The sequence below is a fragment of the Serratia sp. DD3 genome, from assembly GCF_000496755.2.
Map to the genome: position 1 here is coordinate 27,468 of NZ_AYKS02000044.1, position 13,365 is coordinate 40,832.

Sequence of the window (13,365 nt, forward strand, 5' to 3'; positions counted from 1 at the left end):
CAGCAGCCCCTTACTCTTCGCTATCCCCAAGGGACAGTGACTCCGGCATATCCAATTCAACCCGGTCAATACGTTGCAGACCACGTGGGAGCAAGGTGCCTTTACGGCCACGCTCAGCACGGAATTTCTGCAAATCCTCCGGCCGCAGCTTCAACTTACGTTTACCGACATGCAAGGTGAGCGCCGTCTGCGGTGGTAACACAAACAACCAAGCCAGTTTGTCTTCACCGCTCGCCGCCTGAGCGGCTGGAATAGAGATAATCTTGTTGCCTTTCCCTTTTGAAAGCTGCGGCAGATCCGCGACAGGGAACAACAGCATCCTGCCAGCAGTACTGATAGACAACAACATATCGTCATCACTGTTGATCACCATCGGCGGCAGGACGCTCGCGTTATCCGGCAAGGTAATCATGATTTTACCCGCACGGTTACGGGCCACCAGATCGTTGAAGGTACACACAAATCCGTAACCCGCATCCGAGGCCATCAACAATTTCTGCTCGTCAGCCGCCATCAACACCTGTTCAATGGTCGCCCCTGGTGGTGGTGTCAGTTTGCCGGTCAACGGTTCACCTTGCCCACGTGCTGAAGGCAATGTCATTGGGTCAAGGGCATAGCTGCGCCCGGTGGAGTCAATAAACACCACAGGTTGGTTGCTCTTGCCGCGTGTAGCCGCACGGAAGCTGTCTCCAGCTTTGTAGCTCAAGCCACTTGGGTCGATATCATGGCCTTTGGCACTGCGTACCCAGCCCATTTGCGACAAGACAATGGTCACCGGTTCGGAAGGCACAAAGTCATGCTCACTCATCGCCTTGGCTTCTTCACGTTCTGTCAATGGCGAACGGCGATCATCACCATAAGCCTGCGCATCTGCCTGGATCTCTTTTTTGATCAAGTTATTCAGTTTGCGCTCAGAGGCTAACAAGGCCTGCAGATGGTCGCGCTCTTTCGCCAGTTCATCCTGTTCGGCGCGGATCTTCACCTCTTCCAGTTTGGCCAGATGACGCAGTTTCAGCTCCAGAATGGCTTCTGCCTGCGTGTCGGAGATGCCAAAACGCTGGATCAAGACCGGTTTGGGTTCATCTTCACTGCGGATAATGTGGATCACTTCATCAATATTAAGGAACGCTATCAGTAAGCCTTCCAAAATATGTAACCGCTTAAGCACCTTCTCCAAGCGATAATTCAACCGGCGACGCACCGTCTCACGGCGGAAGCTCAGCCATTCAGTCAGGATTTCCACCAACCCTTTAACCTGGGGGCGATTATCCAGACCAATCATGTTCATATTGATACGGTAGCTGCGTTCCAGATCAGTGGTGACAAACAGGTGGTTCATTACCTGCTCCAAGTCAATCCGGTTAGAACGCGGCACAATCACCAGGCGGGTTGGGTTTTCGTGATCGGACTCATCACGCAGATCCTCCACCATCGGCAGTTTTTTGGCGCGCATCTGGCTGGCAATCTGCTCCAACACCTTGGCACCAGAAACCTGGTGTGGCAAAGCGGTGATTACCGCACTGCCATCCTCTTTTTTCCACACCGCGCGCATCCGCACCGAACCACGACCCTGCTGGTAAATTTTGCGGATCTCTTCGCTGGGGGTGATGATCTCCGCTTCCGTCGGGTAGTCCGGCCCTTGTACGAACGCCAGCAGATCGTCCAGTGAAGCACCCGGTTTGTCGATCAATGCCACAACAGCGGCCGCCACTTCGCGCACGTTGTGTGGCGGAATATCCGTTGCCATCCCCACCGCAATACCGGTGGTGCCGTTCAGCAGGATATTCGGCAAACGCGCAGGCAACATCTTGGGTTCTTGCATGGTGCCATCAAAGTTCGGCCCCCATTCCACCGTCCCCTGGCCCAGTTCACCCAGTAGCACTTCCGCATATTTTGACAGGCGAGATTCGGTATAACGCATGGCGGCAAAGGATTTTGGATCATCCGGTGCCCCCCAGTTCCCTTGCCCATCCACCAACGGATAGCGGTAAGAGAAGGGCTGTGCCATCAGCACCATGGCTTCATAGCAAGCGCTATCACCATGGGGATGGTATTTACCCAGCACGTCACCGACGGTACGGGCGGATTTTTTGAATTTGGCGCTATTACTCAGCCCCAGTTCCGACATGGCATAGATAATGCGACGCTGTACTGGCTTTAAACCATCACCAATATAAGGCAGCGCCCGATCCATGATGACGTACATGGAGTAGTCAAGATAGGCTTTTTCAGTGAATGTGTGCAGCGGTAGACGCTCAACACCATCATGAGTCAATTCACTCATTACTCAAATGTCCTCAGACGACAAAAGGTCGATTCTGCCGGCGATAGTAACTCATCTACCGGGTGGCTGTCACAGTTGACGCATGGTTAGTGCAATGATGTCACTGATCTCGCCGTTATATTGACTAATAGTCAACACTGTTATGCTTCACATCACATTTTTTTCTGTTTACTGAAGGATTACACTGCCAACCATCCTATGGCCTGACACCTGGTGATGTGCCATAACATTTTTTTCTTCTGACAGGACCCGTTATCCATGAGCAATATTCTGATCATTAATGCCAAGAAGCAATTCGGCCATTCCAACGGGCAACTGAACCAGACACTGAGCGACATTGCAGAAAGTTATCTGCGTGATGCCAGGCACCAGGTTCAGGTGACGGTGGTTGATGATGGCTATGATATCGACGCTGAGGTAGCAAAGTTCCTCTGGGCCGATACCGTTATTTACCAGATGCCCGGTTGGTGGATGGGGGAACCGTGGATCCTGAAAAAGTATATCGATGAGGTGTTCACCGCAGGCCACGGCACACTTTACGCCAGCGATGGGCGGACGCGTTCCGACGACAGTAAAAAATATGGCTCCGGCGGCCTGGTTCATGGGAAAAAGTATATGCTGAGCCTGACCTGGAACGCCCCCTTAGAAGCATTTACCGACCCGGATCAGTTCTTCCACGGAGTCGGTGTTGATGGGGTTTACCTGCACTTCCACAAAGCCAACCAGTTCTTGGGGATGGAAGCACTACCGACCTTTATCTGTAACAACGTAATTAAACAGCCGGATGTTGCCAGTGATATCGCCCGTTGGCGTGCCCATCTGGGTGAGGTTTTTGCTTAACACGCGGAAAATCCACTGGACTTGACTGAGTAAACCAGCAGGCAATTCTGATTGTTTTAAGTGATCATTTGCCCATTGACATCCTCCCCGCCCTAAAGGGCGAGGATCCCTACAGCGTTCAGACCGAAGCCTGACTCGCCTCGGTGGGTTCCTGCTTCATCGAGCGGCCTAAAGCTGCCATCTCTCCACAGGCTAACGCGGCGTGCCCCGCCGCTAAAATATTACGAGCGCCGTTTATATCGGCGTTCTCTGTATAGCCACATTCCAGACACTCGAACTGACTTTGTGACTGGCGGTTTTCTTTCGCTGTATGACCACAGCAAGCGCATTTCTGACTGGTGTAGGCTGGATTAATCGCCAGCACCAGCCCACCGCGCCAGAGCTGTTTGTACTCAAGCTGGCGGCGAAGTTCGTACCACCCCTGACCTAATATCGAACGGTTTAAGCCTGATTTTGCACGGACGTTGCGCCCATGCTGGATTACCGTACCCGCTGCCGACTTTGACATGTTGGCAACTTTCAAGTCTTCAATGACGATCATTGCGTGGTTTTTGCTGATTGTCGTACTGACTTTGTGAAGGTAGTCGCGGCGAATATTTGCGATACGAGAGTGCAGGTTTTGTACTTTGCGTTTTGCCTTCTTCCAGTTGTTGCTGAACTTCACCTTACGGCTCATTTCACGCTGAAGTTTGGCAACTTTCTTCTGATTGGTTTTAAAGCTGTTTACAGGCTCAAACACAGTGCCATCAGAGAGCGTAGCGAGTTTTGCTACGCCAGCATCAAGACCTACCATCGATGTTGAGGTATGAGCCGGTTCAGTGACTTCGTATTCAGTCTGAATACTCATGTACCACTTACCGCATGACTGGCTAACCGTGACGTTTTTCACCTCGCCAACAACCTCACGGCTGTTGCGGTAGCTTATCCAGCCCAGTTTTGGCAACGATATACGGTTATTTTCCTGATCGAGCTTCACACCTTGCGGATAGCGGAATGAATCACTTTGACCACGTTTTTTAAGCCGTGGGAATGAGGCTCTTTTTTGGAAGAAGTTTTTATAGGCTCGCTCAAGGTCTTTTAACGCCTGCTGTAAAGACTGAGAAGGTGACTCTTTCAACCAGTGAGTTTCAGGTTCTTTTTTCCACTCAACCAGCCATGCGGCCATTTTTACCTAGGGAAGGTATTTGTTTCCCGCCTCATGATTTTCATTCTGTAACGCCAGTGCGCGGTTAAAAACAAAACGACAAGCCCCAGAGAAGCGCCGCATATCACGCTCTTGCTGACCATTGGGTCTTAACTGGAATTTAAAGGCTTGCAGTCGCTTCATTCCCACAATTATACTCTTGGCCTATGACAAAAGAAATTGATATTCGTCGAGGAAGACATTGTACTTTCCTGATGCATGTTCACTTGGTCTTTGTTACCAAGTATCGACGCAGAGTATTTGATCAGGATGCTATCGAGAAGCTACGAAATTACTTTGCCAGTGTATGCGCTGATTTCGAGGTTGAACTGGTCGAGATGGACGGCGAAGGCGATCACGTTCACCTGCTGATTAACTACCCACCAAAGTTAGCGGTATCAAATCTTGTTAACAGCCTCAAGGGTGTGTCTAGCCGATTACTTCGTCGTGATCGCCCTGACATTGCAGCTCAGTATTACTACAAAGGTGTTCTGTGGGCGCCGAGCTACTTTGCCAGTAGCTGCGGCGGATCGCCAATATCCATCATCAGGCAATACATTGAGCAACAGCAAACACCAAGTTAGGTAGAAAACCGTGCCTTATATCCTCGCCCTGAAGGACGGGGTTTTACGGCACACCGGATAAAATCGGACAAATGATCGCCAAAAACAGGTTAATCGGTTTCCATATGATACAATAAAACCTATTAACTGGTTTTTTCCCGGGGGATTTATGCCTAGCATCATTCATAGCAACACGACGGCCAGTATCACTGAGCTCAAAACAAACCCCATGGCGACGGTCAATGCAGGTGATGGGTATCCGGTAGCCATTCTGAATCGTAACCAGCCGGCATTCTACTGTGTCCCTGCAAAACTTTACGAACAGATGCTGGAGTATATTGATGACCAGGATCTGGCTAATCTGGTCAAACAGCGTTCAGAACAGGCATTACATGACATCGACCTAGATAGCTATCTATGAGCTACAGAGTCAGGTTCAGAACGGATGCACTTAAGGAATGGGGTAATCTTGACCAATCCATACAGCAGCAGTTTGCGAAAAAGCTGAAAAAATGCACGGAAAACCCCCATATCCCTTCGGCAAAGCTGAGGGGAATGCCGGGCTGTTACAAAATTAAACTTCGAGCATCCGGCTTTAGGCTGGTATATCAGGTAATCGATAATGAATTAATTATTGCCGTAGTCGCCGTGGGTAAACGTGAAGACAGTGAGGTCTATAACCTGGCAAGTAAACGACTCAGATAAACGGAGATCGTAATGAAATATCTGGCGTTTTTTTTTGCCGTTATTGGGCTCCACTTCAACGCAAATGCCGCACCAGTCGCACATCCGCCACTCGAATGCGGTGACTTTTTACATCAGCTCGGCCTGTCACGTCCTGACGTCAAATTCCAAGGCTGTGCCAAACACCATGATAGAAACACCGATTATCTTGAAGCAACCTATCGCGTAACGGGTAACGATTTACCCCAAGTGGAAGCCTGGGCTATCCAGACATTCAACCTCAAGCCATTAAAATTTGTCTGCTGTGGCTGGGAATCCCGCACCGTCGCTTATCGTAGCAAGGATGGAGCCGAGTACTATATCGGTATGGGTGGTGAGACACTCATCAACGAGCGTCAAGCATGGTCGAAAATTCCCTATTTGACTCTGTCTATGACGCACTACATCAATGATCCCTGATACCCTGCCCCCGACGATATAAACAGCAACTCCATGACTGATTTGGCTCATCACGCCATCACCCGGCAACCAGCAAGGTGATGGCGATAAACATCAACCGTTAATCTCGGCACTGACTGGCCGGGGTATCAGTAGTGAAGATAATAGCGCCATCACAGTAATTATTAGCCCCACCAACATGCCATTAAAGTAGCCTTCACTCGGGCTATCACTGACCATTTGCACCGCAGGTAAAATAGCGAAGCTTAAACCGGCCCCCAGATTAAATGCACCGGCATTCATACCCGGCAGAAACCCTGGGTTATCTTTGGGGGATAACACAATCCCTAGACCATTCAGCATGATATTGCCGGTTCCCGCATAGGTAATGCCGATCAATACCGCGCAGGTCACTAGCATGGTTAACGAGTTCAGGCCGAAGAACATCATCAAGGCAATGGCGATAATACTGCCCACCAGCCCTAGGCGTAATACGGTGTTATAACCGATTCCCGGCGCAAAACGACCAGAGAATGGCCCGACCAACCAGCCTACTAACGCATAAGGTGTGAGTAAAATTAACGATGCCCAGTCCGCTTCCAGCGCAAAACCCACCTCTTTGTTTTGTGCGTAAGACATCACCAAACCATTAATCACCGCAAATATACCGGTCATGGTGAGTGTCGTGGTCAGCAGTAGCGCCCAGGTGCTGCGCTGTTTTAAATGCGCGGTGGTCACCAGCGGTTGCACTAAGTGAGTTTCCACTTTCCAGAAGAGCATAAACAGCAGCAAAGCAACGATAACCAGCCCGCTGATCATCAAGCCGTTTGCCTGAGCCAACTTACCGGCTTCATTCAGTGCCAGTAATAAACATGCCAAGGAACCCACCAACAGGGTGACCCCAAGCCAATCCATTTTGCTGCCCGCTGAAGGTTTAGATTCAGGCGCCCATTTGGCGACACAACCCGCAGCCACCACTGCGACCACCGTAATCAACCAGAATACCGAGCGAAAACCAAAGTGGGTGGCCAATACGCCCCCTAAAAAGGCATCGATGCCCGCAATCCCGCCGTTAACTGCCGTCACCACCCCCATCAACATGCCATATTTCTTAGGGTCAGCAATCTCATGGCGCAACATCAGCAAGCACAGCGGCACAACCGGGCCGGATACCCCTTGAATAATACGCGCGATATAGAGCACGGTAATATTGGGGGCTATCGCTGCCAACACCGTGCCCAATGTCATGATCACCAACATCCAGATCAGGACTTTTTTACGCCCAATAATGTCGCTTAACCGTGGGAGAAACAGGGAAAACAACGCAGCGGCGGTAAAAAATGCCGTCTGAGATAAGCCCACGGCGGCATCGTTGGTGTTTAATTCCTTGGCGATCGTCACCAATACCGGGCTTAACATACTGGCGTTTAACTGGAATGCGGTACAGGCTGCCAGTAATGCGACCATTAATGCACTAATACTGACGGAGTTAGCTGATGAGTTCTGCATTAGGTCGTTACCTCACCAATATGTTCTAGCGCGTCCACCACCATCTGCCAGAAATAATCATGGTCGAGTTTAACGGCGACTTGGGTATGACAATCCGCCGCCGGTGGAGAACGGAAATCGGCCACGGTCATTCCCAAGGTTAACGTACCGGTCAGCTCGATATCCACTGGCACTTTTTTTACGGTGATCACATTGGGGTCGATAACATAGGCGACAGCACAAGGATCATGCACCGGTGGGTAGTCAAAGCCCTGCGCCTGTTTATAGGTGGTACTGAAAAACTCCAATAACTCAACGACAAACTGTGCGGGCAATGTGCCAACCGCTTTAATTTTCTCCACCACCTCTGGCGTTGCCAGGGCTTGGTGTGTCAGGTCGAGCCCCACCATGGTCAGTGGCCACTTCTCATTGAAGACAATATGGGCCGCTTCAGGATCGATCTTGATATTAAACTCGGCCACGGCACTCCAGTTACCCACATGGTAACCGCCCCCCATCAACACAACTTCTTTGACTCGTTCAACGATGCGCGGCTCTTTTCTTGCCGCCAGGGCGATATTCGTCAAGCCACCGGTTGGCACTAAGGTAATCGTCCCTGCTGGGTGAGACATGATGGTCTCGATAATCAAATCCACAGCATGGCGGGGATCCAGCGCTAAGGTCGGTGCGGGCAATACCGGGCCATCCATGCCCGACTCCCCATGAATGTCGGGTGCCAGCTCAATTTGACGTACCAGTGGGCGTGGGCACCCGGCAGCAAAAGGCACCCCAGTAATATTGGCAATACGGGCCACCGCCAAGGCATTGCGGGTCACCTTTTCCAGCGTCTGATTACCCACTACCGTGGTCACCGCCAGTAACTCAATATCTGGATTGCCATGAGCCAATAATATGGCGATCGCGTCATCATGACCTGGGTCGCAGTCTAAAATGATTTTTTTTGTCATCTTTATCGTCTCTTTTTATTTGTTGGCTTATATATGAAGCATTAATGCTGTGATAAACGCTGTAACACCGACTGGTGAGACGGCATATTGGACGCCCCCTCCCGTTCCACTGCCAGCGAGGCAAATGCCGTGGCATAGACTGCCGCCTGATGGATATTTTTCCCTTTGGCGATTGCAGCGCTCAAAGCCCCATTAAAAGCATCCCCCGCGCCAGTGGTATCAACAGCCAGCGCCGGCAATGCGGGAATATGGCTGAATTTGTTATTTTCATACAATAATGAGCCCTTACTCCCAAGGGTAATAAGCACCGTATTCACCCCGTGGCTGGCGATCACCTCTGCCGCTTGACGGGCACTGTTTAAATCACAAACTTGGATTCCAGACAGTAATGAGGCCTCGGTCTCATTAGGGGTGACAATATCGACTTGATGTAAATACGGTAATATTCCGTCAGAGTATGGTGCGGGATTAAGAATAACCTTAACCCCTAACGCTTTAGCTAACATAATCGCGTTAATGGTTGCATCAATATTATTCTCCAACTGCACTAACAAGATCCCCGCTTGTTTTAAATGGGGCTCTAACCGTGCCACCTCATCTTCGGTTACGGTTTTATTTGCACCAGAATCAATCGCAATCATATTCTCGCCATTTTGCTCCGAGACAAAAATGACTGCACTTCCAGTTGGCTGAGTCGCCGATTTATAAAGCGTTAAACTGTCAATATTTGAGGATGAGAGATGCTCATAAGCCAGTTGACCGAATTGGTCATCCCCCACTTTACAGGCAAAGTGAACGTTAGCATCAGCAAAGCTGGCGGCCAGTGCCTGGTTTGCCCCCTTGCCACCGGGGCACAACGTGTTGCTGGTGGCCATGATCGACTCCCCGCCATGAGGAAAACGAGCCACCTTCGATACAATATCCATATTGAACGAACCTAAAATACAGACCTGTCCGGTCATTTTATCTCCCCGTGCTGTTTTTTGATTTATCGCTTTCTGGCTGTTAATTTTCTTCAGTAACGCCTCAATATTTAACTGATTCGCCTTACTGATTTCTGACAGTAGTACCCGGCGTAATATTCTCGCCCCACCATGATAACGTTGAATAACGCCCTTTTCAGCCAACTCACTTAAGTCTTTACGAATGGTTTCTTTGGAAATAAAAAAGAACCTGGCCAAGTAATTAACACTCAAACTTTCATTTTTATCCAACAACCCCAGAATGACTTCCTGCCTTTTTTCTCTAAACATCATAATAAAATTCTTTCCACCAGATAATAACCGGATGTAATAATAAAAAAGTGACAACACTCATGTATTGTTATAGAAAACGGAAGTAAACGGAAGCCAAAATAAATCATTCATTTAAATGATAAATAAATAACATTCATTATGATTTTGGATGAATAATGAAGAATTATCTATAACGTCTGCTCATTAATATGAGTGCTGACATAATCGAGAAAACAGGTAATGCGTGCCGCTAGTGGGGTATTACGGTAATAGACAGCATTGATCGGCTGCCGTACTACCAGCGTTTCTTCCGTCAATAGTGGGATCAACCGTCCAGCTTGCTGATCTTGCCGCGGCAGAAAGGCCAATCACCAGCCTCATCCTCCTGCTTAAGAGGTCTGAGCTTGCCCTTTGTTACTTGTTCTGCAAGCGTAAATGTATAGTGCCCCAGCATATTGATATGCGCATGCCGCAGTGGCGAAAGCCGGACTTCATCTTCTTCATTAATGACTTCGCCCTCATCACGCAAATGTGCCAGTGCGGCCTGCATATAAATGGTATTCCAGTTCGGCAGCCAGTGCCTTGAGTTTCTTTTCGTCCATAATTTGTCTGTCTCCATTGTTAGGAAGAACATACCAAAAACAGGCAATTACCCAATTTTAATTACAGGCTCGGCAACAGATATGCCTGACCTGCAAAATTACCGCGCCACATCTCGACTCTATTCGATATCCAAACTGCCCTGTTAGAAGCTACACAGCAAGTACAGTTTTGGTGACGAATTCCCACTAAGATTCCGGTTACCGACCAGTTCTGAGAGTTTCCAGCTCAAGGTTCTGGCTTAAAAATCCGCCTTACGGCGGTTTTTTTCGTTTCTGAGCAAGAGATTGCTCGCAGAGTAAAAGGATCTCAAGGATCCTTTTTCGAACATAGCAGTTCACTAGTAGCATATTTAGTCGCCATACCCGGCATCCAACCAGATGGAATCCCATTGCATTTAATATATCCTTTATTGCTAATTGCGCTAATATAATAATAATTAAACACCAATGACAATAAAACAATAAAACACAAACCAAACACAATGCATTTTGCTACTTTCTTCTGGAATTCAATGCTCGATTGAAACCCTATATATATAGGACTGAATGACAAGGTCAATATTGGAATTGATATCATAAAAAACAACACCGAGAAAACCGAGAAAACCGAGAAAACAAAGAAATCCGGATATGAAAAATAAGTAAAAAACCGTTCAAATCCAAAGTAAAATGAAACGACGGTAACTAAAACCAACATCAAATCAAAAAAAACAAACCAAAATCGATTAATAAAAGAAAACTTCATCATTGAAAGTGCCTCGGTATTATATCTTTAAATGATTCTCGCATGTATTTTCTAACCTCATACTCAATAACTTCCTTTCCTTTATCTAACATTCTATCTGCAAGCATAGCTCCCAGATCCCAGAACCCATTTTCTATCTCTCGAGCCTTCTCAACAAACTCCTGTTGAGAACGCTCTATGTATGCAACAACCTTATCAGTAATTCCAAACTTTTCATCTAACTCATTAAGAACTACCGCTGTAACAAGACCAATCGCAACAACAGCGATCAAAGGAACAGAAACTACTGCGGTAAAAGCAGTAATAGCACTCACAGAGCCCCAACTAATAGCGGAAACGAGCCCTATTTTCACCACATCAGTTGCCAGCGAACCTATAAACTGAGCAAGACGCGTCTCATCATTCAATATAAAATCAAGCGTTCTGTATGCCGCAGCGACATAAAAAGTTAAACGGGCACCTTCAACAATTGATTTACCAAGACCATATTTACCTATGCCAAGATCTACCACCTTTGGATTTTTCAATGCAAAAACCGGGGCATTTAATACCTTCCTGATCCCAGGATATCCCGTCAACTTAATTAGCTCGGTCCCCTTATGGTTAAGGTAAACCGTCGCCCTTATACCAAAACTCCCTAGCTTCGAAATTATCATCGACGTGGTTACAACGTCTTTTCCGTTCACGCCATAGTTAACCAGAACCTGCCCCACATCTGACTGTGTAGTTTCCACCCACACTGTTTTTGTATCATTCCAGCCCCACGACTGGAGCACCTCAAAAGCTTCTGAAATTGTGATCAGCATCACATCATTATTATTCTGTGACAGCATGCCCCGCAGATTTTCATCCGGAAATTCCTGCGTATTTCGTAAAACAGGGTAGTCAGGGACAAAACCAGATTCTGTTTTCTCACCTGTAAGATAGGACGGTGGGTTTGCGCTTTTGGCAGTCTGAGCATGCTGTTCTGGCTCAGCAGAGACTGATGCTCTCTGAGGAGCATGATAAGGCCCATGTGACATAAAGGTCTGCGAGGGGATAAAAAATGCCTTACACGGACAGGTTGAACGGCTGTACAGCGTGCTCGCAGCATAACTTCCATGAATGATCTCGCCCGGATAACCTCCCCCCACGCTGTAAGTCCCGGGGTGCTTGCCGCAGGACACCGGGCTACCGTTCACTGCGACATAGTTGTTATTTTTACCTATTTTTTTTTCGGGACGTCCGTTCAGAACACTGCCGCCACAACTGGTCTTGTCCCCCTTCACTATCCAATATCCGAATCCCATTATTTACACTCCGGCACGGGAACCAGAAAATCATCCGGCAGGGGTTCGCAATTGTCCCACTGTGCTAGCAGAACATCAGGCAGAGGCGTACTGATAATCTCATCGCCGTTATCAAGTCGGCTGCCAACAAGCGCAAAAGATACACCGTCCCCGTTCATAGCCGCATACCCGGATCCGGAGATAATACGGGCACGTGAACCATCAGGATAAATAACGAAGTCCCCGACCATCGCCCGGCTCAGTACACGGCCGTCTGGAAGATGAAATTGATCGTCAGCACTGCCTTGTTCAATTAGCCCCCCCTGACGACTAAGAGCTCCGTCCGTAGCAAAACGCCAGATGCCCTCCAGAGTGCAGGGGGCCATTTCCCTGATATGTTCTTCAAACACGGTTCGCTGTTCTTCGCCCATTTGAGCCATTTCCGCCGCAGAGTAAGGCGCTTTCATCTGAGCAATCAGCTCACGGGTGATATCGTTGGTGTACTGCTTTTCCATGCTGTTCCCTTGTACGTTTGAGTTTGTAAAATCACCTCATAATGTCCCGGACTGGATTAAACCCAAATCACCGCTACATGTCGTCAAATCGCAGCTTCGCTTCCACTGGGCATTGTTGGATGCAGCTTTTGATGAGAACGGTAATCAAATTATACCGCTCTTGGCCCATGTAACTGGAAACGTTGCAGGTCTTGAGAAGCTGTTGGGTCGTTGTGGTTGGCGTTAGAAGTCTATACGATTGAAGATATTCCTTTTCTTGTTAGCATCAGCAAAGCTGGCGGCCAGTGCCTGGTTTGCCCCCTTACCACCGGGGCACAACGTATTGCTGGTGGCCATTATCGACGCCCCACCATGATAACGTTGAATAACGCCCTTTTCAGCCAACTCACTTAAGTCTTTACGAATGGTTTCTTTGGAAATAAAAAAGAACCTGGCCAAGTAATTAACACTCAAACTTTCATTTTTATCCAACAACCCCAGAATGACTTCCTGCCTTTTCTCTCTAAACATCATAATAAAACTCTTTCCACCAGATAATAACCAGATGTAATA

12 protein-coding genes and 3 pseudogenes are annotated in these 13,365 nt (G+C 48.3%); 5 read left to right on the forward strand and 10 right to left on the reverse strand.

Annotated features, from left to right (window positions below):
* Positions 1 to 10 precede the first annotated feature (10 nt).
* Positions 11 to 2,284, reverse strand: coding sequence for a DNA topoisomerase IV subunit A (gene parC / locus IO95_RS07185; protein ID WP_023489889.1), 2,274 nt, complete (start codon positions 2,282 to 2,284; stop codon positions 11 to 13).
* A 258-nt stretch (positions 2,285 to 2,542) separates the two neighbouring features.
* On the opposite strand from parC, the gene IO95_RS07190 reads away from it, so the two are divergent.
* Positions 2,543 to 3,124 carry an NAD(P)H-dependent oxidoreductase gene (locus IO95_RS07190; protein ID WP_023489888.1) on the forward strand — a complete coding sequence of 194 codons (582 nt, stop codon included), beginning with the start codon at positions 2,543 to 2,545 and terminating at the stop codon, positions 3,122 to 3,124.
* A gap of 118 nt (positions 3,125 to 3,242) precedes the next feature.
* Here the strand turns inward: IO95_RS07190 and IO95_RS07195 are convergent.
* Positions 3,243 to 4,451, reverse strand: a pseudogene (locus tag IO95_RS07195) (RNA-guided endonuclease InsQ/TnpB family protein).
* Positions 4,452 to 4,474: 23 nt separating this feature from the next.
* Here IO95_RS07195 and tnpA point away from each other — a divergent pair.
* The 4 genes from tnpA (at position 4,475) to IO95_RS23450 (ending at position 6,013) form a co-directional block, all read left to right on the forward strand.
* Positions 4,475 to 4,891, forward strand: coding sequence for an IS200/IS605 family transposase (gene tnpA, locus IO95_RS07200; RefSeq protein ID WP_023492913.1), 417 nt, complete (start codon positions 4,475 to 4,477; stop codon positions 4,889 to 4,891).
* Positions 4,892 to 5,039: 148 nt separating this feature from the next.
* Complete coding sequence (locus tag IO95_RS07205; protein ID WP_037384612.1) at positions 5,040 to 5,291, forward strand: type II toxin-antitoxin system Phd/YefM family antitoxin; 252 nt, start codon at positions 5,040 to 5,042, stop codon at positions 5,289 to 5,291.
* On the forward strand, positions 5,288 to 5,575 hold the full coding sequence (locus IO95_RS07210; RefSeq protein WP_023489185.1) for a type II toxin-antitoxin system RelE/ParE family toxin: 288 nt from the start codon (positions 5,288 to 5,290) through the stop codon (positions 5,573 to 5,575). Before IO95_RS07205 ends, IO95_RS07210 begins: the two co-directional genes overlap by 4 nt.
* Positions 5,576 to 5,587: 12 nt before the next feature.
* Entirely contained in the window at positions 5,588 to 6,013 is a 426-nt protein-coding gene (locus IO95_RS23450) for a DUF4952 domain-containing protein (RefSeq protein WP_023489184.1), read from the forward strand.
* A gap of 93 nt (positions 6,014 to 6,106) precedes the next feature.
* On the opposite strand, the gene IO95_RS07220 is transcribed toward IO95_RS23450, so the two are convergent.
* The 8 genes and pseudogenes from IO95_RS07220 to IO95_RS07260 form a co-directional block, all read right to left on the reverse strand.
* A complete protein-coding gene (locus IO95_RS07220) occupies positions 6,107 to 7,501 on the reverse strand; it encodes an MFS transporter (protein ID WP_023489183.1) in 1,395 nt (464 codons plus the stop codon).
* A complete protein-coding gene (locus tag IO95_RS07225) occupies positions 7,501 to 8,448 on the reverse strand; it encodes a nucleoside hydrolase (RefSeq protein WP_023489182.1) in 948 nt (315 codons plus the stop codon). The genes IO95_RS07220 and IO95_RS07225 overlap by 1 nt, the downstream gene beginning before the upstream one ends.
* Before the next feature lie 41 nt (positions 8,449 to 8,489).
* On the reverse strand, positions 8,490 to 9,701 hold the full coding sequence (gene rbsK / locus IO95_RS07230) for a ribokinase (RefSeq protein ID WP_037384670.1): 1,212 nt from the start codon (positions 9,699 to 9,701) through the stop codon (positions 8,490 to 8,492).
* A 170-nt stretch (positions 9,702 to 9,871) separates the two neighbouring features.
* A pseudogene (locus tag IO95_RS25090) lies at positions 9,872 to 10,045 on the reverse strand (LysR family transcriptional regulator); the annotation flags it as partial.
* A pseudogene (locus tag IO95_RS07235) lies at positions 10,009 to 10,248 on the reverse strand (Tn3 family transposase); the annotation flags it as partial. The pseudogenes IO95_RS25090 and IO95_RS07235, both read right to left, overlap by 37 nt.
* Positions 10,249 to 11,029: 781 nt before the next feature.
* Positions 11,030 to 12,319 (reverse strand): PAAR domain-containing protein, encoded by a 1,290-nt coding sequence (locus tag IO95_RS07245; RefSeq protein WP_037384617.1) that lies wholly within the window; start codon positions 12,317 to 12,319, stop codon positions 11,030 to 11,032.
* Positions 12,319 to 12,813, reverse strand: a complete 495-nt coding sequence (locus tag IO95_RS07250) for a hypothetical protein (protein WP_023490290.1) — start codon at positions 12,811 to 12,813, stop codon at positions 12,319 to 12,321. The genes IO95_RS07245 and IO95_RS07250 overlap by 1 nt, the downstream gene beginning before the upstream one ends.
* A 222-nt stretch (positions 12,814 to 13,035) precedes the next feature.
* Complete coding sequence (locus IO95_RS07260) at positions 13,036 to 13,326, reverse strand: DeoR family transcriptional regulator (protein WP_037384623.1); 291 nt, start codon at positions 13,324 to 13,326, stop codon at positions 13,036 to 13,038.
* Positions 13,327 to 13,365: the final 39 nt, after the last annotated feature.